This is a genomic window from Streptomyces sp. NPDC008092 (assembly GCF_042957285.1).
In the GTDB taxonomy this organism is placed as follows: domain Bacteria; phylum Actinomycetota; class Actinomycetes; order Streptomycetales; family Streptomycetaceae; genus Streptomyces.
Genome location: NZ_JBIBHY010000004.1, coordinates 756558 through 776114, shown reverse-complemented (window position 1 = coordinate 776114; position 19557 = coordinate 756558). Strand labels below are relative to the sequence as shown.

The following is a 19557-nucleotide window of genomic DNA, read 5'->3' as shown; positions in this document are numbered from 1 at the left end:
CGACGACCGCGCATGGGGTGGTCTCACCCCAGGACCAGACTTTCACGAGTGGTACACCGCATGGCTGGCATCACAGTAGATCTCAAACGCGGTCTGAGTGGAAGGCTCTTCTGGCAGAGGCGAAGGTTCGCGACGCGCGGTTGCACGACGCGCGCCACACGGCCGCGACGGTTCTGCTGATCCTCGGTGTCCCCGAGCGCGCCGTAATGGGTCTCATGGGTTGGTCATCCACGGCCATGGCTGCTCGGTATCAACACATGGTCGACGCGGTGCGGACCGACATCGCGAGGCAGGTGGATGGCCTCATTTGGAGAGGCGAGGGGGACCGCTAGTTGAGTTGTGGGCAAGGAGGGCAGGCAGTACCTGAGCAGGAGTCACCTGACTTCTTTCATAGTTGTCGCTATTAGCGGTTTCAACCTCTGATTCCTCTACCTCAACGTGCGCCTGGCCTTAATTGGACTTAGGCTGGGCGTATGCGACCGGTACGTATCCAATGGTGCGTTTGCCTAGGGGATATTGGGAGATGAGTCCCAATGGCTGGGAAGATCTACCAGTTTGAAACGGCTACGTGGCGCAGTCCCATCGACCGCGGTGATGTCCAAGACTTGTTCAAAGATCTGCATAGGGACGGTCGTCTACATCTCTATGATGAGCGTGGCGAGGGCAGGCCCGACGAGCGGGGCAGTGGCGGAGGGAGCCCTGACAGCGCCTCCACAGGGGGTGGCGCGGGAGAAGGGGAAGAGGCGGTGGGGGCCGAGGGGGAAGCCGGTGATGAGCATCCCGACGGGGATACGGTCGATCTTCCGTCCGACACGAGGTCGGGGTCTAGCTTCGTATTCCGGGTTGAGCCAGATAGGCCCCGACTCGATGGTTATGTTCCGGTAGTGGACGTTGCGACAGGGGAGGTCGTCGCCGGGGCTAGGTACGACCGCGAAACGGGGACAGTTGAGTTCACGGAGCCGGAGACAACCGTTGTCACTGAGGATCGAACGCCTAGCCGCGTTGACCTGACGCCACCTGATGGGCTTGAGAGTGGGACGGGTGGGAGCCCGTCTCAAGGGGCGTCCGGATATGTGGCAGCGAAGGCGTATAAGTTTACGCGGACAATCCGGAATTGGCAGGAGACCGGCTGCGTTCCTACCGTATTCCGTAATGGCGGGTTCGCGTTTGTCGTGGGTATCAAGGTCGGGGCACCTCTTAAGTTGGGGAATGGGTACCGGATCACGGCGGCTGAGGCCCAGCGTGACGCAGCTTTCGCAGCTCAGCAGGCAGCAACAGCCATAGCGAACATGCTGAATATGGGAAGCCGTGTTGGGCAGGTGGAGAGCACGTTCAAGAACTATGTTAAACAAATACTCGGTGCCCTTAGGGTCCCCGACGGCCGCCCTAAGGGCTACACGGTAGATAATTGTACCGGATTTCTCCCTTGACTGATGAATACGCCATTACTCGGTGGCGACCGAGTGGTGAGGGTGACCGTGGTGACCAGGCACCCACAGCCTGGACCCCCTGCAAGTCCCTCGCTTCGGCGCGTCATGGTGTCGTCTCATGCGCGGTGGAGCATTGCAGTCGCTCAGCATCTAGGGTCCAGCTGCCCTTACGACCGTCTCGCAAGGTGAACTTGAGCGCGACTCCGCAGTCAGAGGCAGGGCTGACTGAGACGGGGACTGAGACGGATGGCGGAAGGGGTGGCACCTCTTCGGAGGTGCCACCCCTTCCGTTTTGCCTGGTCGGGCAGTCAGAGGCCGTGACTGGAATCGAACCAGCGTAACCCGCTTTGCAGGCGAGTCCCTAAACCACTCGGGCACACGGCCGTGTCGGTGAGTTGAAGGTACGGGGGTGTGGGGGAGGGGCTCAAGGGGATCGGTCGGGCTGCAACGGGACTGCCATACGGCGTTCATGAATGGCGGGGTGGGGCGGGACGCGGGGTGTACGACCAAGGTCCGAGGTGGGGTGGGGCTTACGACAGGGGTCAGGGTGGGGAATGGGCCTTACCGTGGTCAGCATGACCGCCCTTGAACCGAGCGACGCCGTTGTCGCAGACGAGACCGCCGACGGAGCCGATGAGAGCAGCGGCGTGCTGGGGCGGACGTATCGGGCGTTGAGCGTCGGGATCGTCTCCGTCGTGCTGCTCATCGCCTTCGAGGCGACGGCTGTCGGGACGGCGATGCCCGTTGCGGCCCGGGAGCTGGACGGGGTGTCGCTGTACGCGTTCGCCTTCTCCGGGTACTTCACGACCAGCCTGTTCGGGATGGTGCTGGCCGGGCAGTGGTCGGACCGGAAGGGGCCGCTCGGGGCGCTGACGACGGGGATCGCGGGCTTCGCCGCCGGGCTGCTGGTGGCCGGGACCGCGCAGGGCATGTGGGTGTTCATCGCGGGGCGGGCCGTGCAGGGGTTCGGCGGCGGACTGGTCATCGTCGCGCTGTACGTCGTGGTGGGGCGGGCCTACCCGGAGCGGTTGCGGCCCGCGATCATGGCCGCCTTCGCCGCTGGCTGGGTGGTGCCGTCCATCGTCGGGCCGCTGGCCGCGGGCGCGGTGACCGAGCAGCTCGGGTGGCGGTGGGTGTTCCTCGGGATTCCGGTGCTCGTGGTCTTCCCGGTGGCGCTCGCCCTGCCGCAGATACGGCGCCGGGCCGGCGGGCCGGTGGCGGAGGAAGGGGGGCGAAGGGCGTTCGACCGGCGGCGGATCCGGCTCGCCTTCGGTATCTCGCTGGGGGCGGGGCTGCTGCAGTACGCGGCCCAGGATCTGCGGTGGGTGTCGGTGATCCCCGGACTGCTCGGTGGTGCGCTGCTGGTGCCCGCCGTGCTCGGGCTGCTGCCCCGCGGTACGTACCGGGCGGCCCGGGGGCTGCCCTCCGTCGTCCTGCTGCGCGGGGTCGCGGCCGGCGCCTTCATCTCCGCGGAGTCCTTCGTGCCGTTGATGCTGGTCACCCAGCGCGGCCTGTCGCCCACCCTGGCCGGGTTCTCGCTGGCGGCGGGCGGGGTCACCTGGGCGGTGGGTTCGTGGGTGCAGGCGCGGCCGCGGATGGAGCCGTACCGGGAGCGGCTGATGACCGTGGGGATGGTGCTGGTGGCGGCGGCGGTCGCCGCGGCGCCGGCGGTGCTGGTGCCCGGTGTGCCGGTGTGGACCGTCGCTGTCGCCTGGGCCTTCGGCTGCTTCGGGATGGGCCTGGTGATCGCCTCGGCCAGCGTGCTGATGCTCCGGCTCTCCGCCCCCGCCGAGGCCGGTGCCAACTCCGCCGCCCTGCAGATCTCCGACGCCCTCTCGAACGTGGTCCTGCTCGCCGTGGCCGGTGCGGCCTTCGCCTCCCTCGGCGGCGGCAGCATGACGGGGGCGGCGGGCTCGGGTTCCCATCCGGCCGCGTTCACCGCGGTGTTCCTGCCGATGGCGGGGGTGGCCCTCGCCGGGGCCTGGGTGACGACCCGGGTTCGTGATCTGTGACGTGAGTCCCACCCGGCGGTGAGGCGGCCTTGTCCGCGCGTTGACCGCCGGGGCGCGCCGGTAGGGTGGCCCGGTTGTCATACGTAGCAGCCGCCCGACTTCCTTACTACGGAGACCGTGACTACCACCGCCGCTTCCTCCGCCGCCTCCTCCCATCACCTTTCGCCGGCCTTCCCGGGCCGGGCGCCCTGGGGTACCGCCAGCAAGCTGCGTGCCTGGCAGCAGGGGGCCATGGAGAAGTACGTCCAGGAGCAGCCGCGCGACTTCCTGGCCGTGGCCACGCCCGGCGCCGGGAAGACGACGTTCGCGCTGACGCTCGCCTCCTGGCTGCTGCACCACCATGTCGTGCAGCAGGTCACCGTCGTCGCGCCCACCGAGCATCTGAAGAAGCAGTGGGCGGAGGCCGCGGCGCGGATAGGGATCAAGCTCGATCCCGAGTACAGCGCCGGACCGCTCAGCCGGGAGTACGACGGGGTGGCCGTGACGTACGCCGGTGTCGGTGTGCGGCCGATGCTGCACCGCAACCGGTCCGAGCAGCGCAAGACGCTCGTCATCCTCGACGAGATCCACCACGCCGGTGACTCCAAGTCCTGGGGCGAGGCCTGCCTGGAGGCGTTCGAGCCGGCGACCCGGCGCCTCGCGCTGACCGGTACGCCGTTCCGGTCGGACACCAACCCCATCCCCTTCGTGACGTACGAGGAAGGGCAGGACGGGATCCGGCGCTCGTCCGCCGACTACACCTACGGGTACGGCAACGCCCTCGCCGACCACGTCGTGCGCCCCGTCATCTTCCTCTCCTACAGCGGCAACATGCGCTGGCGGACGAAGGCCGGTGACGAGATCGCCGCGCGCCTCGGCGAGCCGATGACCAAGGACGCCGTCAGCCAGGCCTGGCGTACGGCGCTCGATCCGCGCGGCGAGTGGATGCCGGCGGTGCTGCGCGCGGCCGACCAGCGGCTGACCGAGGTGCGGAAGGGCATTCCGGACGCGGGGGCCCTCGTCATCGCCTCCGACCAGGAGTCCGCCCGGGCCTACGCCAAGCTGATCCGTGAGATCACGGGTACGAAGGCGACCCTGGTCCTCTCCGACGACACCGGCGCCTCCAAGCGGATCGACGACTTCAGCGCGAGTGACGACCGGTGGATGGTCGCGGTGCGGATGGTGTCCGAGGGCGTCGACGTGCCCCGGCTCGCGGTCGGGGTCTACGCGACGACCATCTCCACTCCCCTCTTCTTCGCCCAGGCGGTCGGCCGTTTCGTGCGGTCCCGGCGGCGCGGCGAGACCGCGTCCGTGTTCCTGCCGACCGTCCCGGACCTGCTGACCTTCGCCAACGAGATGGAGGTCGAGCGCGACCACGCCCTCGACAAGCCGAAGAAGGACGGCGAGGACGACCCGTACGCCGAGTCCGAGAAGGAGATGGAGGAGGCGAACAAGGAGCAGGACGAGGACACCGGCGAGCAGGAGCAGTTCGCCTTCGAGGCGCTGGAGTCCGAGGCCGTCTTCGACCGGGTGCTCTACGACGGTGCCGAGTTCGGTATGCAGGCGCACCCGGGGAGCGAGGAGGAGCAGGACTACCTCGGCATCCCGGGGCTCCTCGAACCCGACCAGGTGCAGCTGCTGCTGCAGAAGCGGCAGGCCCGGCAGATCGCGCACAGCCGCAAGAAGCCGGACACCGAGGCCGACCTGCTGGAACTGCCCGCGGAGCGGCGGCCCGTGGTCTCCCACAAGGAGATGATGGAGCTGCGCAAGCAGCTGAACACGATGGTCAGCGCGTATGTGCATCAGAGCGGGAAGCCGCACGGGGTGATTCACACCGAGTTGCGGCGGGTCTGTGGCGGGCCGCCGAGCGCGGAGGCCACGGCGGGGCAGTTGCGGCAGCGGATCGCCAAGGTGCAGGAGTGGGCTACCCGGATGCGGTAGTTCTCCGGTGGACGCATACCGACACATACCGAAGTAGTCCATACCGGTGTGTGACCGGATTCTGGACGGAGGCTTCCGCTCAGCGAACCCGCTTCGCTACTGTCCGCCTACGCATACGCCCCGTGGCAGCGCCGCCGCGGAGCGCAGCCGTGAAGCGACTGGGCCCGGAGCCGCCGGGCCGTCCTGCCGATCGGCGGCCTCTGAAGCGCGTCGCTGACGGGACTCGGCGACGCATCCGCCGCGTCGGAGGTTGCCGGCCTCACCACCTAAGGAGTGTGGGCGTCGTGACCGCGGAGACCTCTCAGACGCTCGACCGGGGACTGCGCGTCCTCAAACTGCTGGCCGACACGGACCACGGGCTGACCGTCACCGAGCTTTCCAACAAACTGGGCGTGAACCGGACCGTGGTGTACCGGTTGCTCGCCACGCTTGAGCAGCACGCGCTGGTACGGCGTGACCTGGGCGGGCGAGCCCGGGTCGGGCTGGGGGTGCTGCGTCTTGGCCGGCAGGTGCATCCGCTGGTACGGGAAGCAGCCCTGCCGGCGCTGCGGTCGCTCGCCGAGGACATCGGGGCGACGGCGCACCTGACCCTGGTCGACGGGACCGAGGCGCTCGCCGTCGCGGTCGTCGAGCCGACCTGGACCGACTACCACGTGGCCTACCGGGCCGGGTTCCGGCACCCGCTGGACCGCGGTGCCGCGGGCCGGGCGATCCTGGCCGCCCGGCACTCCGCGCGGGACGATCCCGGGTACACGCTGACCCACGGCGAACTGGAGGCCGGGGCGAGCGGGGCCGCGGCGCCGCTGATCGGGGTCACCGGCGTCGAGGGCAGCGTGGGGGTCGTGATGCTGGCCGACGCCGTGCCGGAACGGGTCGGCGCACGGGTCATGGACGCGGCCCGGGAGGTCGCGGAGGCGTTGCGCTGACGGGCGGCAGCCGCGCGGACGGTCGCGGAGGCGGTGCGGTAGGCGGTGCGGTGCGCGGGGTCGGGGCGGTGGCCTGAACAGGTCGCCACGTTAGATTGACTCCGTGCTCTCACGTCTCACGCGTCTCCAGGCCGTCGCCGTCTGTGCGGTTCCCGTCGTGGCTCTGATCGGTACGGCCGTCTTCGCGCCGTTGCCGTTCTCGGTGGCCCAGCCCGGGATGACGGCGAACGTGCTCGGCGCCAACCGGGGCACCCCGGTGATCACCGTGTCCGGGGCGCCCACCCGTACGACCAGCGGGCAGTTGCGGATGACGACGATCGAGGCGACCGGGCCGGACGCGCGGGTCTCGCTCGGCGACGTGATCGGCAGCTGGTTCCGGACGGACCGGGCCGTGATGCCGCGCGACTCGGTCTACCCGAGCGGGAACAACGTCCAGGAGATCGAGCAGCACAACACCGAGCAGATGGAGCAGTCGCAGGACGCGGCGACCCAGGCCGCGCTCAAGTACCTGGACCTGAGCGCGAGCAAGGTCAAGGTGACCCTGAAGCTGGCGGATGTGGGCGGGCCGAGCGCGGGGTTGCTGTTCTCGCTCGGGATCATCGACAAGCTGGACGGGAACGGCAGCGGGGGCGACCTCACCGGGGGCAGGAACATCGCCGGCACCGGGACGATCAGTGCGGACGGTGCGGTGGGGGCCGTGGGCGGGGTCGCGCTGAAGACGCAGGCCGCGCGGCGGGACGGGGCGACGGTCTTTCTTGTGCCGAGGGACGAGTGCGCGGATGCCAAGGCCGAGCTGCCGAAGGGGCTGCGGCTGGTGCCGGTGACGACGCTGAAGGGGGCCGTGTCCGATCTGGTTTCGTTGGAGAAGGGGGAGAAGGTTCCCAGCTGTTGAGGTTCGGGTGCGGGTGGGTGGGGGTTGCTCGCGCAGTTCCCCGCGCCCCTAAAGGGGCGCTGACGCCGGTGCCGGAGTTGCCAGGCGCAGGCCCACCTCCACCAGGGTCCAGCCGATGCGCCTGCGGATTTCCCGCTCCGGCCTGCTCTCCTTCGCCAGCCGGTAGTGCTCCGCCTGGGCGTGCAGTTCCGTCATCCGGTGCCGGGCGAGCTGTGCCTGGGGGTACATGGTGGGTGCCTCTCAGTCCGTCTCGATGGGGAAGAGGTGCGTGTGGATGCGTACTTGTTCCGACTCCGGGGTGTCCTTGTCGGGGGCCCGGTCCCGGTAGCCGTCGATCAGGGCGTGCATCTCGCCGATCAGTTCGAGGGCGAGACCGGGGGTGAGCCGCAGGGTCATGTCGCTCATGTCGCTGGCGTGGGACCACGGCTGGGACCAGCGGTCCCGGGTGCCGAGCCAGGCGGCCAGCTCGCGGGCGTGCCGGGCGGCGCCCTCCTGCAGGAACACCTCCGCCAGTCCCCGTACCTCGGGACTCGCGTCCTCGAAGTCCGCGCTGTCGTAGCGGATGCCCTGGTCCACCGCCTGCCACCAGCGCTCCCGGCCCTTGCCGCGCTCCGGGGCGTCCTCGACGAAGCCGTGTTCGGCGAGCTGGCGCAGGTGGTAGCTGGTCGCGCCGCTCGACTCGCCCAGCCGCTCGGCCAGTTGGGAGGCGGTGGCGGGGCCGTGCTGCCGCAGCGCGTCGAGCAGCTGCATCCGCAGCGGATGCGCGAGCCCGCGCAGTGAGCGGGCGTCCAGCCGCCGCTGTTTCCGTTCCTCGTGCTCCGTCATGCGTACAAAGGTAGCATTGCAAAGAGTCCTTTGCAATGGGTTTTTTGCAGCGGGTTCTTTGTAACTGCCGCGACGGCCCGGTCAGCCCCCTTCGCTGTCCGCCGCGGCCTGCTCCACCAGGGGGATGATCCGCAGCGGGACGGGGTTCTCCATGACGATCGCCGTGGAGGCCCGGACGATGCCCTCGAATCCGACGACCCGGTCGATCACCCGCTGGAGGTCGGCGTTGGAGCGGGCCACCAGCCGGCACTGCATGTCGCCGGTGCCGGTGGTGGTGTGCAGCTCCAGCACCTCCGGCACGGTCGCCAGGTGCGCTCGCACGTCCGGCCCCTGGCCCTGCCGGATCTGCAGGGTCGCGAACGCGGTCACCGGGTAGCCGAGGGCCGCCGGGTCCACCTGGGGGCCGAACCCCTGGATCACCCCGTTCGACTGGAGCCGGTCGAGGCGTGCCTGCACGGTCCCGCGGGCCACGCCCAGCCGGCGGGACATCTCCAGGACCCCGATGCGCGGCTCCCGGGCCAGCAGCACCAGGATCCGCCCGTCCAGATGATCGATCGCCATGTCCGCCTCCGGATGGTCACCCTGTACAGAAAGTCCGCCTGTACGGCCGTATTGCTGAGCATATTGCCCAGTAGAAACGGTATCTATTGCGCACCTTGTGGGCCGGGTTCACCCTTCGGACATGACGCAGACCACACAGCACACTCCCGCTGCGACCGTCCGGCAGAGCGACCCCTTCCCGGTCAGGGGAATGGACGCGATCGTCTTCGCCGTGGGCAACGCCAAGCAGGCGGCCCACTACTACTCCACCGCCTTCGGCATGCGGCTGGTCGCGTACTCCGGTCCGGAGACCGGCAGCCGGGAGACCGCGAGCTACGTCATGGAGAACGGCTCGGCGCGGTTCGTCCTCACCTCCGTGGTCCGCGCGGAGACGGAGTGGGGCACCTTCCTGTCCCGCCACGTGGCCGAGCACGGCGACGGGGTCGTCGACCTCGCCATCGAGGTCCCGGACGCCCGCGCCGCGTACGCCTACGCGGTCGAGCACGGCGCGCGGCCGGTGGCCGAGCCGTACGAACTCAAGGACGAGCACGGCACCGTCGTCCTCGCCGCGATCGCCACGTACGGCGAGACCCGCCACACCCTCGTCGAGCGGACCGGCTACGACGGCCCGTACCTCCCGGGATTCGTCGCCGCCTCCCCGATCGTCGAACCCCCCGCCCGGCGCACCTTCCAGGCCGTCGACCACTGCGTCGGCAACGTCGAACTCGGCCGGATGAACGAATGGGTCGAGTTCTACCACCGGGTCATGGGCTTCACGAACATGAAGGAGTTCGTGGGCGACGACATCGCCACCGAGTACAGCGCGCTGATGTCGAAGGTGGTCGCCGACGGCACCCTCAAGGTCAAGTTCCCGATCAACGAACCGGCGATCGCGAAGAAGAAGTCCCAGATCGACGAGTACCTGGAGTTCTACGGCGGCGCGGGCGTCCAGCACATCGCGCTGAACACCAACGACATCGTCGAGACGGTACGGACCATGCGCGCGGCCGGCGTCGAGTTCCTGGACACCCCCGGCTCCTACTACGACACCCTCGGCGAGTGGGTCGGCGACACCCGCGTCCCGATCGACACCCTGCGCGAGCTGAAGATCCTCGCCGACCGCGACGAGGACGGCTACCTCCTGCAGATCTTCACCAAGCCGGTCCAGGACCGTCCGACGGTCTTCTTCGAGATCATCGAACGCCACGGCTCCATGGGCTTCGGCAAGGGCAACTTCAAGGCCCTCTTCGAGGCGATCGAACGCGAACAGGACCGCCGCGGCAACCTGTGACCCGCCGGCCCGCGGCCCCGGTTCCCCGTACGGCGACGGCGGTCAGCCACGACGACGGGTCCCGGCGATGCCCGACCGCCGTGGCCGCCGCTGTCGGCCTACTGCGGCAGCTCCTCGTTCGGCGGCTGGTTGCCCAGAGCCGTGAGGGCGGTGCGGGCCGCCGGGGCCTGGAGCGGGGAGAAGTACGGGTTGGTCCGCAGCGCGTCCTGGAGGTGGCGGCGGGCCGGGGCCTCCAGGTCCAGGTCGCGTTCGATCATGCCCCGGTGGAAGGCGTACAGCGCGCTGCGCACCCCGCCGCCCTTCGTCGAGTCCGTCGCGACCGTGGCGTACGGCAGCGCCTCCTTGTCCTCCCCGGCCCGGTGCAGCGCCCAGCCCAGGGAGTCCGCGACCTCGATGCCCGGCTGCCGCTCCCACTCCGCCGTCAGCCGCTCCACCGCCTCCTGGACGTCCCCGTGGTCCGCCTCGTACTGCCCGATCACCAGATCGTCGTCGACCCCGGACTCCAGCTCCCGCCTCACCTGCGTCCGCATCAGCTCGTACTGCGCCTCCGCCTGCTGCTCCATCCCCAGCGACTGGTACAACTCGCCGAACTCCAGGGCGACCTGCGGAGCCGGCCGGTGCGCGAGCGACCCCTGGTACGCGGTCAGCGCCTCCTGCGTCCGGCCCAGCGCGGCCAGCGCCCGCCCCTGCCCGGCCCGCGCGGCCGACTGCTCGGGGTCCAGGCGGACGGCCGCCGTGAAGTGCCGCAGCGCGTCCTCCCGGTCGCCCCGCTCCCAGGCCAGCTGCCCGGCCTGGCACAGATACGCGGCCTGCTCGGCGGGCGTCCCGGCGGCCGCCGCCGCGTCGGTCACCTGGGCCACCGCGTCCTCGCGCCAGCCCCGGTCCCGGTACACCGCGGAGGCCCGCGCCATCACCGCCGGCTTCACGTCGGCCCCGACCTTCAGCGCCATCAGCCTGTCCAGCGCGGACCGGGCCGCCTTGTAGTCGCCGAGCCCGTTGTAGGCGTCGATCAGCACCGGGTACGCCGACCACCGCTGCGGCGCCGCCTTCAGCGCCTCCTCGCCGTACCGCTTGGCCCCCGCGAAGTCCCGGCGGGCCACGGCCAGCGCCGCCAGTCCGCCCAGCGCGTCGGCGTTGTTCTTCCCGGCCGCCTTGAGGGACGTCTGCAGCGCGCGTTCGGCGCGCGGATAGTCGCCGGTGTCGGCGGTCCGGCGGGCCCGCTCCACGTACGCGGCCCCGAGCACCGCCCAGGCCCCCGCGTCCTTCGGCTGCGCCCGCACCCGCGCCTCGCGGGCGCCGATCAGCGTCGTGAGGTCGGGCAGCGCGGCGGGCAGGCCGCTCAGGACGGCCGTCTGCGCCGCCGCGAGGGCCGCCGCCCGCGCGGCGGTCTGGGCCCGCGGCCCGGCCGCCGGGGCAGGTGCGGCGCGCTGCGGCTCGTGCGGCCGCAGCATCAGCGTGCCGCCGGCCGCCACCCCGGCCGACAGCGCCACGACCAGCAGCCGCAGCAGCACCCGGCCGCGGCGGCGCGGCGGCACCGGTTCGGGGAGCAGCGAGGTGGCGGGAGGGGACGGTCGGTTATCCAGCGCGCACATGACGGACACTGTGCGTCAATACGACCACCGCATCCGGGCGGCCCAAGGACGGCACCTGTGGGGTTCACACCGATGGCCCCGGGTGCGACGCTGTGATCATGAGCCGTATCGAAGCGCCTCGGGACGAGGCCACCAGCAACCTCACCGACCGGCTCCTCGCGGGTCTGCCGGCCGACGCGGTCCTCGTCGACCCCGACGTGACCGCCTCCTACGCCAACGACATGGCGAGCTTCTGCCCGGCCGGCACCCCGGCCGTGGTCGTGCTGCCGCGCACCGTCGAACACGTCCAGCACGTCATGCGCGTCGCCACCGAACTGCGCGTCCCGGTCGTCCCGCAGGGCGCCCGCACCGGCCTGTCCGGCGCGGCCAACGCCACCGACGGCTGCATCGTGCTGTCCCTGACGAAGATGGACCGCGTACTGGAGATCTCGCCGGTGGACCGCATCGCGGTCGTCGAGCCCGGGGTCGTCAACGCGACGTTCTCCCGCGCGGTCGAGGAACACGGCCTCTACTACCCGCCGGACCCCTCCAGCTGGGAAATGTGCACGATCGGCGGCAACATCGGCACGGCGTCGGGCGGCCTGTGCTGCGTGAAGTACGGGGTGACCGCCGAGTACGTGCTCGGCTTGGACGTCGTCCTCGCGGACGGCCGGCTGATGTCCACCGGCCGCCGTACGGCGAAGGGCGTCGCGGGGTACGACCTCACCCGCCTCTTCGTCGGCTCCGAGGGCTCGCTCGGCATCGTCGTACGGGCCGTGCTGGCGCTGAAGCCCAAACCGCCGCAGCAGCTGGTGCTGGCCGCCGAGTTCGGCTCCGCGGCCGCCGCCTGCGAGGCGGTGTGCCGGATCATGGCGGGCGGCCATGTGCCGTCCCTGCTCGAACTGATGGACCGTACGACCGTGAAGGCGGTCAACGAACTCACCCGGATGGGCCTGCCGGAGTCCACCGAGGCGCTGCTGCTCGCCGCCTTCGACACCCCGGACCCGGCCGCCGACCTGGCCGCCGTCGGCGCGCTCTGCGAGGCCGCGGGCGCCACCCAGGTGGTCCCGGCCGACGACGCCGCCGAGTCCGAACTCCTCCTCCAGGCCCGCCGGTCCTCGCTCGTCGCCCTGGAGGCCGTCAAGGGCACCACGATGATCGACGACGTGTGCGTGCCGCGCTCCCGGCTCGGCGACATGATCGAGGGTGTCGAGCGGATCGCGGAGAAGCACGGGCTGACCATCGGGGTCGTCGCGCACGCCGGCGACGGCAACACCCACCCCACGGTCTGCTTCGACGCCCAGGACGCCGACGAATGCCGCCGCGCCCGCGAGTCCTTCGACGAGATCATGGGCCTCGGTCTGGAACTCGGCGGCACCATCACCGGCGAACACGGCGTCGGCGTCCTGAAGAAGGAGTGGCTGGCCCGGGAGATCGGGCCGGTGGGAGTGGAGATGCAGCGGGCCGTGAAACAGGTCTTCGACCCGCTGGGCATCCTCAATCCCGGCAAGTTGTTCTGATCCCACATGCTCGCGTACGGCTTCCCTCCGGTGGGGCCCTCACTGGGCGAGCAGCTGGTCGAGCGCCTCGTCGATCCCCAGCTGCCCGCCCTCACTCCCCGGGGGCACCACCCGCAGCGTCCGCTCCAGCCAGGCGGACACCTGGGGGATCGGCGCCTCGAGGAGGGCGTCGCCGTCCGGGGAGCTGAGCGCCATCAGCACGACGCTGCGGCCCTCCACCTTCGTCGGCCACACCCGCACGTCACCCTGCCCGCACGGCCGGAACACCCCCTCCACGAGCAGGTCGCGGGCGAAGGTCCAGTTGACCGGCTGCTCGGAGTTGATGTGGAAGCTGACGTGCACGGCGTACGGGTCGTCGGAGCGGTAGGTCAGCCGGGCCGGGACCGGGATGCTCCGCTCGGGGGACAGGACGAGCCGCAGCTCCAGTTCGCGCTCCACCACGGTGTGATGCATGGCGTTCGGTTCCTCTCTCGGTCAGTCGTGCGGGCGCCTGCGGGTGGGCCCGTACGAGTGGAGAGGGGCTGGGGCCGCGAGCATTACGCGGGTTCCGGGAAATTTTTTTCCGGTGCGGTGAAGGGGGTGCACAGAGCTGCCCGGAAAGGGGCGGGTCCTGCGGGACTGGCGGTGGCGGGCATCCGGGTCTGATAGATGTGGAGCCTCCCACATGACCCCCGAGCAGATACGGGATGACGGACATGACCGCCCCAACCCCGGCACCCGGTGACGAACGGCCCCGCGAGGGCTACTACCCGGACCCGTCCATCCCCGGCTACGTCCGTTACTGGAACGGCGCCGCGTGGGTGCCGGGCACCAGCCGCCCGGCCCCGTCCGACGGCGAACCGCTCGTCCCGCCGCCGGGGTCGCACCCCACAGGACCCGCGGGACCCGCGGCCCCGGCCGCGGTCGAGGAGACTGGCCCGCACTTCTTCGACGAGGACCCGCAGCCGGGCGGCGCCGCCGGCTGGACGGCGGAGGGGAGCGCCTGGGGCGACCCCCGGGCGGCGGGCTCCCCGGCCCAGCCGGACGGCCGGTCGGCCCGCACCGACGGCACGGCGTCGATCCCGCCGGCGGACCAGGGAGACCAGGGAGACCTCGACTCCGGCGGCACGTTCATCTTCCGCAGGCCGACGGTCGGCCCGGCGGGGACCCCGCCGGCGGCCCGGCCGCCCATGGACGACGGCACGCTGACCTTCCGGCCGGTCCGGGGCGAGGGCACGCCGAACCCCGGCGGCCCCGGTGGCGCGGCCGGTCCCGCCGCGCAGGGCCCGGTCGGCGCTCCCGGCACCGCCGGTCCCGCACGCCCCGGCTTCGGCGCCGGAAAGGCGGCCGCCGCCCGCGCCGCCGCGGCCCAGGCACCGCCCGCCCAGGGCCCGTCCGTCCAGGGCCCGTCCGTCCAGGCTCCGGCATCCGCCGTCCCCCCGCAGCAGTCGGCCGCCCCCCGGTCCCCGATGGCCCCCGCCGCTCCGATGGCCCCGGGTCCCGGCGGCGGGCAGTCCTCCTGGGCCCAGCAGGTGCACCAGCTCGCCGGCGACCCGCAGGCCGCCCCCTGGAAGCCGCCGGTGGAGGACGTCTTCCAGGCGGCCGCGCGGCGGCAGGCGGCGGCCCGGCCGGCCGGCCTCGGCAAGCGGTTCGCGGCCCGGCTCGTCGACAGCCTGGTCGTCGGCGCGGTGACCGCGGCCGCCGCCGTACCGTTCGGGACCAAGGCCGCCGACCACGTGCGGGACAAGATCGACGCGGCCAGGCTCTCCGGCCGTACCGAGACGGTCTGGCTGCTGGACGGCACGACCGGCGTGTACCTCGGCATCGTGCTCGCCGTCCTGCTCGTCGCCGGCGTCCTCTACGAGGTGCTGCCGACCGCCAGGTGGGGCCGCACGCTCGGCAAGAAGCTGTTCGGCCTGGAGGTACGGGACATCGAGGGCCACGAGCCCCCCGCCTTCGGCGCCGCGCTGCGCCGCTGGCTGGTGTACACCGTGCCCGGGCTGCTCGGCATCGGGATCGTCGGCGTCGCCTGGTGCCTGTTCGACCGGCCCTGGCACCAGTGCTGGCACGACAAGGCGGCGCACACCTTCGTCGCCGGATAGGCAGCCGGACCCGTCGTCGCCCATACGCCGGCCGTCACTCTCACACCGGCCGTCACCCTTACGGCGGTTCGCCGGATGCGGGCCCGGCGGCTTCGCGGTCCACTCGGGCCATGAGCACCGAACCGCCCCCGGGCTCCGGACAGCCGCCGGACGACGACCCGTTCAAGAAGCAGCCCCCGCCGGAGGGGGCGGGGCCGGGTTCGGGCTCGCCGTACGACACCCCGTACGGCGGCTCGCAGCCCCCGCCGCCCTCCTACGGCGGCGGCCCCTACGGGGGCGCGGGCGGCGGCCCTTACGGAGGCGGCGGCGGAACCGGTGGCTACCCCGCCGATCCCCTCGCCGGGATGCCGCCCCTCGCCGACAGCGGCAGGCGCACCCTCGCGCGGATCATCGACATGATCCTGGTGGGCATCGTGGTCGTCCTGCTGACCCTGGCGTTCGGGGTGAGCGAGTACCAGATGGACGGCGACAAGATCTCGGCCGGCCGGTCCTTCGCCCAGTCGCTCATCGCCGCCGTCCTGTTCGTCGCCTACGACACCGTGCTGATCGCCAGATCGGGGCAGACCCTCGGCATGAAGTGGCTCCGCATGCGGGTCGCCAACCTGTCCGACGGCTCCACCCCCTCCACCCAGACGTCGCTGCTGCGTGCCCTGGTGCTGTGGGTGCCGTTCGCCTTCTGCTGCGCCTGCATCTGGACGGCGATCTGCGGCGGCTGGAGTTTCTTCGACAAGCCGTACAAACAGGGGCTGCACGACAAGGCCGCGAAGACGGTCGTGGTCAGTACGGGTTCGTAGCCGGGCCGCCGGTACCGGGGGCGCACAAGCAGTCGGCGGGTCCGTCAGTCTCACGGACCCGCCGACTTCGCTGGTGTGCTTGTGTCAGGGCGCGGTGGGCTCCCGGACGGGTTCGGCCGTGGCGGCGGCCACGGTCTCCCGGTGCAGGGGGACCCGTACCTCGGGCAGTGCGACGGGGGCGGGCGTGGACTGTGCGACGGTGCGCGGCCGGGGGAGCGGGATCGTCATCGCGACCAGCAGTCCCAGACCGAGCGCGGCGAGCGCGATGACCGCGATCCCGATGCCCGAACTCGTCTGTGACAGCAGCAGCATGGCGAGCGTCGAGCAGATCACGGTGGCCGAACCGTAGACGAGCTGTGCCGGGGTCGGACGAGGCATGGCAATCGTGTCCTCGGAAGATTTGGGGGTGAGACGGGGAACCGGCCTTGGTTTCCACCGGCTTCCGGACGTTCCACCGTTCGACTCTATTCGCGTGCATGCCCGAGAGGAACGTCCGGTAAGCGTGACCTAACCCACGGTACCGGTGCACAGGGGGCGCACGGTCGCATGGCATGTGGCGACCGGAGGCATATGCGCGCCGGTTGGGTGCGGCCCTTCGCGGGTAGCTCCGTGCCCCGGCGTCCGTAAAGCGAACTTCCTCTCCGCATAGTGCAGTTGAACTGTCCGAGTCAAGGTCTGTCTTTTCTCGTAAACCAGTAGTCAAATATCGTCACTTGAATCGACGCGTTGAACGTGCGCGCACGGACCCCCAACCATCACCCGGTCCTCCTTGCCGTGCGCGCGGCGCGGGGGAGGAACTCAAGTGACCAGCAGACCCTGGACGTTCAGAGCGCTCGCCGTCGGCGTGACGCTCGCGACCGCCTCCGTAGGCTTCGCCACCTTCGCGGTCGCGGCGTCCACGACTCCGGCAGCGACCACCAGCACCGTCGACCGGCACGACCCGTCGACGAAGCAGGAGGAGCACGACCTCGACGGCCCCCTGAGCAAGACCCAGGAGGCCCAGCGCCAGGAAGCCCTCGACCAGGTCATATCCGGCAAGGCCCAGGTAAAGGACCGCGACGGTTCGAAGGTCGTCCAGCTCAAGGGCAAGAAGGGCGACAGCAAGTACGTCGAACTCGGCCGCGAGAAGACGGACAGGATCTTCACGATCCTGGTCGAGTTCGGCGACCAGACGGACCCGCGGTACGGCGGCACCACCGGCCCGCTGCACAACCAGATAGCCGAGCCGGACCGCACCAAGGACAACTCCACGGCCTGGCAGGCGGACTACAACCAGCAGCACTTCCAGGACCTCTACTTCGGCACCGGCAAGAACACCGAGTCGCTGAAGAAGTACTACGAGAAGCAGTCCTCGGGCCGCTACTCGGTCGACGGCGAGGTCACCGACTGGGTCAAGGTCCCCTACAACGAGGCCCGTTACGGCAACAACGCCTGCGGCTCCACCACCTGCTCCAGCGTCTGGAACCTGGTGAAGGACGGCGTGACCGCCTGGGTCGCCGACCAGGAGGCGGCCGGCGTGTCCGCCGCCGCGATCAAGACGGACCTCGCGCAGTACGACCAGTGGGACCGTTACGACTACGACGGCGACGGCAACTTCAACGAGCCCGACGGCTACATCGACCACTTCCAGATCGTGCACGCCGGCGAGGACGAGTCCGCGGGCGGCGGCGCCCAGGGCACCGACGCGATCTGGGCGCACCGCTGGTACGCCTTCGGCACCGACGCCGGCGCCACCGGCCCCGACAACAACAAGCTCGGCGGCACCCAGATCGGCGACACCGGCATCTGGGTCGGCGACTACACCATGCAGCCGGAGAACGGCGGACTCGGCGTCTACGCCCACGAGTACGGCCACGACCTCGGCCTGCCGGACGAGTACGACACCGACGGCGGCGAGAACTCCACCGGTTTCTGGACCCTGATGTCCTCCGGCTCCTGGCTGGGCACCGGCAAGGAAGCCATCGGCGACCTGCCCGGTGACATGAACGCCTGGGACAAGCTGCAGCTCGGCTGGCTCAACTACGACGTGGCCAAGGCCGGCACGAAGTCCAGCCACAAGCTGGGCGTCGCCGAGTACAACACGAAGAACAAGCAGGCCCTCGTGGTCACCCTCCCCGACAAGGCGGTCACGACCACGGTCGTCACCCCGGCCGAGGGCTCGACCCAGTGGTGGAGCGGCAGCGGCGACAACCTCAAGAACACGCTGACCCGTGACGTCGACCTGACCGGCAAGTCGTCGGCCACGCTGTCGCTCGACGGCTGGTACGACATCGAGTCGGGCTACGACTACCTGTACACCGAGGTGTCCACCGACGGCGGCGCCAACTGGACCGCCCTGGACGGCACGGTGAACGGTGCCGCCATCCCGCGCGACGGCAGCGACAAGCCGGCGCTCACCGGTTCGGTCGACGCGTACACCAAGCTGTCGTACCCGCTGAACGCCTACGCGGGCCAGAAGATCCAGCTCCGCTTCCGCTACCAGACCGACGGCGGTGTGGCGCTGAAGGGCTTCGCGGCCGACGAGATCACCCTGACCGCGGACGGCTCGACGGTCTTCGCCGACAACGCGGAGTCCGCGGACGCGGCTTGGACCGCCTCCGGCTTCTCCCGCATCGGCGCGTCCTTCACCAAGGACTACGCGCAGTACTACATCGCGGAGAACCGCCAGTACGTGTCGTACGACAAGACCCTCAAGGTCGGCCCGTACAACTTCGGCTTCTCGACGACCCGTCCGGACTGGGTGGAGCACTACCCGTACCAGAACGGCCTGTTGATCTGGAAGTGGGACACCTCCCAGGCGGACAACAACACGCACACGGGCGACGGCGGTCACCCGGGTACCGGTCTGATCCTCCCGATCGACTCGCACCCGACGGCGATGAAGTGGTCCGACGGCACGCTGATGCGCAACCGCATCCAGGCCTACGACTCGCCGTTCAGCCTCTACGCGAGCGACGGCATCACCCTCCACAAGGCGGACGTGGCGACGAAGATCAGGCAGTCCTCCGGGGTGTCGGTCTTCAACGACCACAAGAGCGACTACTACGACGCCTCGAACCCGGCCGCCGGCGTCAAGGTCACTGACACCAACACGAAGATCAACATCGTGACGGAGGCCCGGGACGGCTCGACGATCTCCCTCCAGGTCGGCCCCGCGGTGAAGTAATCCGCATCATTGCAGGTCAGACACGTATCGGCGGCGACCCCTTGGCGGGTCGCCGCCGCTCGTGCTTAGGTGCGTCCTGTGGCTTTCTTATTGACACCGACGCACACGGGGGTGTGACCGCATGGCCGCAGGAGGGTTCTGCAAGCTGCCGAACGGCAGGGTGGTGGTGGCGCTCAACCTGCCCAGCCCCGCCACCACGGACGGCCCGTCCGCCGTCCGCGTACTCGTCCACGCCCAGAACCGTGCCCGCGCCCTGACCCGGCTCCGCAACCTCGGCATGCGAGCGGTCTACCTGCGCGGCAACGCCGCCCCACCCACCCCCGACGAGATCACGGCCGTCCTCCACCACCCCGACGGCCTCATATGGCGAACCACCCCTGACAACGGTGTCACCGCCCTCGAACTCTGGAGACCGATCAGATCCCTCCTCCGCAGACCAACGGCGGCGTAGCCACCCCAGAACCGAGGTCGGAGGCCGGGCCCAGAAGGGGTCACGGACCGTCGCCGCCCCGGGCAGCCCACCCAGGGGCGCGGGCAACTGCGCGACCAGCCCCCACCGGCCCGCGGGTGCCCACCGCCGGGTCCGGCA

17 protein-coding genes, 1 tRNA gene and 1 pseudogene are annotated in these 19557 nt (G+C 70.5%); 12 read left to right on the top strand and 7 right to left on the bottom strand.

Annotated features, from left to right (window positions below; all coding sequences use genetic code 11):
* Positions 1–92 precede the first annotated feature (92 nt).
* Positions 93–332: pseudogene (locus tag ACFZB3_RS16495) on the top strand (tyrosine-type recombinase/integrase); the annotation flags it as partial.
* Positions 333–533: 201 nt separating this feature from the next.
* The gene (locus tag ACFZB3_RS16490; RefSeq protein WP_391375753.1) at positions 534–1430 is read left to right on the top strand and encodes a hypothetical protein; all 897 of its coding nucleotides are present in this window, start codon (positions 534–536) and stop codon (positions 1428–1430) included.
* Between the two features lie 312 nt (positions 1431–1742).
* Here ACFZB3_RS16490 and ACFZB3_RS16485 read toward each other — a convergent pair.
* A tRNA-Cys gene (locus ACFZB3_RS16485) sits at positions 1743–1814 on the bottom strand.
* 191 nt (positions 1815–2005) lie between these two features.
* Between ACFZB3_RS16485 and ACFZB3_RS16480 the strand changes: the two genes are divergently transcribed.
* The 4 genes from ACFZB3_RS16480 (at position 2006) to ACFZB3_RS16465 (ending at position 7180) form a co-directional block, all read left to right on the top strand.
* Positions 2006–3442: an MFS transporter gene (locus ACFZB3_RS16480; protein WP_391375751.1), complete on the top strand. Its 1437-nt coding sequence runs from the start codon at positions 2006–2008 to the stop codon at positions 3440–3442.
* A gap of 117 nt (positions 3443–3559) precedes the next feature.
* Positions 3560–5362: a DEAD/DEAH box helicase family protein gene (locus tag ACFZB3_RS16475; protein WP_391375748.1), complete on the top strand. Its 1803-nt coding sequence runs from the start codon at positions 3560–3562 to the stop codon at positions 5360–5362.
* 284 nt (positions 5363–5646) lie between these two features.
* Positions 5647–6288, top strand: coding sequence for an IclR family transcriptional regulator (locus ACFZB3_RS16470; protein ID WP_093502420.1), 642 nt, complete (start codon positions 5647–5649; stop codon positions 6286–6288).
* A gap of 103 nt (positions 6289–6391) precedes the next feature.
* Positions 6392–7180 carry a S16 family serine protease gene (locus ACFZB3_RS16465; protein WP_391375745.1) on the top strand — a complete coding sequence of 263 codons (789 nt, stop codon included), beginning with the start codon at positions 6392–6394 and terminating at the stop codon, positions 7178–7180.
* A gap of 48 nt (positions 7181–7228) precedes the next feature.
* Here ACFZB3_RS16465 and ACFZB3_RS16460 read toward each other — a convergent pair whose 3' ends face one another.
* From ACFZB3_RS16460 to ACFZB3_RS16450, 3 genes are all read right to left on the bottom strand, one after another.
* Positions 7229–7408, bottom strand: a complete 180-nt coding sequence (locus ACFZB3_RS16460) for a hypothetical protein (protein ID WP_391375742.1) — start codon at positions 7406–7408, stop codon at positions 7229–7231.
* A 12-nt stretch (positions 7409–7420) separates the two neighbouring features.
* Positions 7421–8005 (bottom strand): helix-turn-helix domain-containing protein, encoded by a 585-nt coding sequence (locus ACFZB3_RS16455; protein ID WP_391375739.1) that lies wholly within the window; start codon positions 8003–8005, stop codon positions 7421–7423.
* 81 nt (positions 8006–8086) lie between these two features.
* Positions 8087–8566 carry an Lrp/AsnC ligand binding domain-containing protein gene (locus ACFZB3_RS16450; RefSeq protein ID WP_391375736.1) on the bottom strand — a complete coding sequence of 160 codons (480 nt, stop codon included), beginning with the start codon at positions 8564–8566 and terminating at the stop codon, positions 8087–8089.
* Positions 8567–8687: 121 nt separating this feature from the next.
* Here ACFZB3_RS16450 and hppD point away from each other — a divergent pair, with 121 nt between their 5' ends.
* A complete protein-coding gene (hppD, locus tag ACFZB3_RS16445) occupies positions 8688–9836 on the top strand; it encodes a 4-hydroxyphenylpyruvate dioxygenase (RefSeq protein ID WP_391375733.1) in 1149 nt (382 codons plus the stop codon).
* 98 nt (positions 9837–9934) lie between these two features.
* Here hppD and ACFZB3_RS16440 read toward each other — a convergent pair whose 3' ends face one another.
* Positions 9935–11428, bottom strand: a complete 1494-nt coding sequence (locus ACFZB3_RS16440; protein ID WP_391375730.1) for a tetratricopeptide repeat protein — start codon at positions 11426–11428, stop codon at positions 9935–9937.
* Between the two features lie 92 nt (positions 11429–11520).
* On the opposite strand from ACFZB3_RS16440, the gene ACFZB3_RS16435 reads away from it, so the two are divergent.
* Entirely contained in the window at positions 11521–12927 is a 1407-nt protein-coding gene (locus ACFZB3_RS16435; protein WP_391375727.1) for an FAD-linked oxidase C-terminal domain-containing protein, read from the top strand.
* 39 nt (positions 12928–12966) lie between these two features.
* Here ACFZB3_RS16435 and ACFZB3_RS16430 read toward each other — a convergent pair whose 3' ends face one another.
* Entirely contained in the window at positions 12967–13380 is a 414-nt protein-coding gene (locus ACFZB3_RS16430; protein WP_391375724.1) for an SsgA family sporulation/cell division regulator, read from the bottom strand.
* Positions 13381–13622: 242 nt separating this feature from the next.
* On the opposite strand from ACFZB3_RS16430, the gene ACFZB3_RS16425 reads away from it, so the two are divergent.
* Positions 13623–15008 (top strand): RDD family protein, encoded by a 1386-nt coding sequence (locus tag ACFZB3_RS16425; RefSeq protein WP_391375722.1) that lies wholly within the window; start codon positions 13623–13625, stop codon positions 15006–15008.
* 110 nt (positions 15009–15118) lie between these two features.
* A complete protein-coding gene (locus ACFZB3_RS16420) occupies positions 15119–15802 on the top strand; it encodes an RDD family protein (RefSeq protein WP_391375720.1) in 684 nt (227 codons plus the stop codon).
* Between the two features lie 84 nt (positions 15803–15886).
* Here the strand turns inward: ACFZB3_RS16420 and ACFZB3_RS16415 are convergent, their stop codons facing one another.
* On the bottom strand, positions 15887–16180 hold the full coding sequence (locus ACFZB3_RS16415) for a hypothetical protein (protein WP_391375717.1): 294 nt from the start codon (positions 16178–16180) through the stop codon (positions 15887–15889).
* 424 nt (positions 16181–16604) lie between these two features.
* Between ACFZB3_RS16415 and ACFZB3_RS16410 the strand changes: the two genes are divergently transcribed.
* Together ACFZB3_RS16410 and ACFZB3_RS16405 are read left to right on the top strand one after the other, a co-directional pair.
* Positions 16605–18968, top strand: coding sequence for an immune inhibitor A domain-containing protein (locus tag ACFZB3_RS16410; protein ID WP_391375714.1), 2364 nt, complete (start codon positions 16605–16607; stop codon positions 18966–18968).
* 121 nt (positions 18969–19089) lie between these two features.
* Positions 19090–19419 carry a hypothetical protein gene (locus tag ACFZB3_RS16405; RefSeq protein ID WP_391375712.1) on the top strand — a complete coding sequence of 110 codons (330 nt, stop codon included), beginning with the start codon at positions 19090–19092 and terminating at the stop codon, positions 19417–19419.
* Positions 19420–19557: the final 138 nt, after the last annotated feature.

What these genes read in the sequence shown, in the direction of transcription:
- ACFZB3_RS16490 (WP_391375753.1), top strand. Translation starts at nt 534, where the DNA reads ATGGCTGGGAAGATCTACCAGTTTGAAACGGCTACGTGGCGCAGTCCC.
- ACFZB3_RS16480 (WP_391375751.1), top strand. Translation starts at nt 2,006, where the DNA reads ATGACCGCCCTTGAACCGAGCGACGCCGTTGTCGCAGACGAGACCGCC.
- ACFZB3_RS16460 (WP_391375742.1), bottom strand. Translation starts at nt 7,408, where the DNA reads ATGTACCCCCAGGCACAGCTCGCCCGGCACCGGATGACGGAACTGCAC.
- ACFZB3_RS16455 (WP_391375739.1), bottom strand. Translation starts at nt 8,005, where the DNA reads ATGACGGAGCACGAGGAACGGAAACAGCGGCGGCTGGACGCCCGCTCA.
- ACFZB3_RS16450 (WP_391375736.1), bottom strand. Translation starts at nt 8,566, where the DNA reads ATGGCGATCGATCATCTGGACGGGCGGATCCTGGTGCTGCTGGCCCGG.
- hppD (WP_391375733.1), top strand. Translation starts at nt 8,688, where the DNA reads ATGACGCAGACCACACAGCACACTCCCGCTGCGACCGTCCGGCAGAGC.
- ACFZB3_RS16440 (WP_391375730.1), bottom strand. Translation starts at nt 11,428, where the DNA reads ATGTGCGCGCTGGATAACCGACCGTCCCCTCCCGCCACCTCGCTGCTC.
- ACFZB3_RS16430 (WP_391375724.1), bottom strand. Translation starts at nt 13,380, where the DNA reads ATGCATCACACCGTGGTGGAGCGCGAACTGGAGCTGCGGCTCGTCCTG.
- ACFZB3_RS16425 (WP_391375722.1), top strand. Translation starts at nt 13,623, where the DNA reads ATGACCGCCCCAACCCCGGCACCCGGTGACGAACGGCCCCGCGAGGGC.
- ACFZB3_RS16420 (WP_391375720.1), top strand. Translation starts at nt 15,119, where the DNA reads ATGAGCACCGAACCGCCCCCGGGCTCCGGACAGCCGCCGGACGACGAC.
- ACFZB3_RS16415 (WP_391375717.1), bottom strand. Translation starts at nt 16,180, where the DNA reads ATGCCTCGTCCGACCCCGGCACAGCTCGTCTACGGTTCGGCCACCGTG.
- ACFZB3_RS16405 (WP_391375712.1), top strand. Translation starts at nt 19,090, where the DNA reads ATGGCCGCAGGAGGGTTCTGCAAGCTGCCGAACGGCAGGGTGGTGGTG.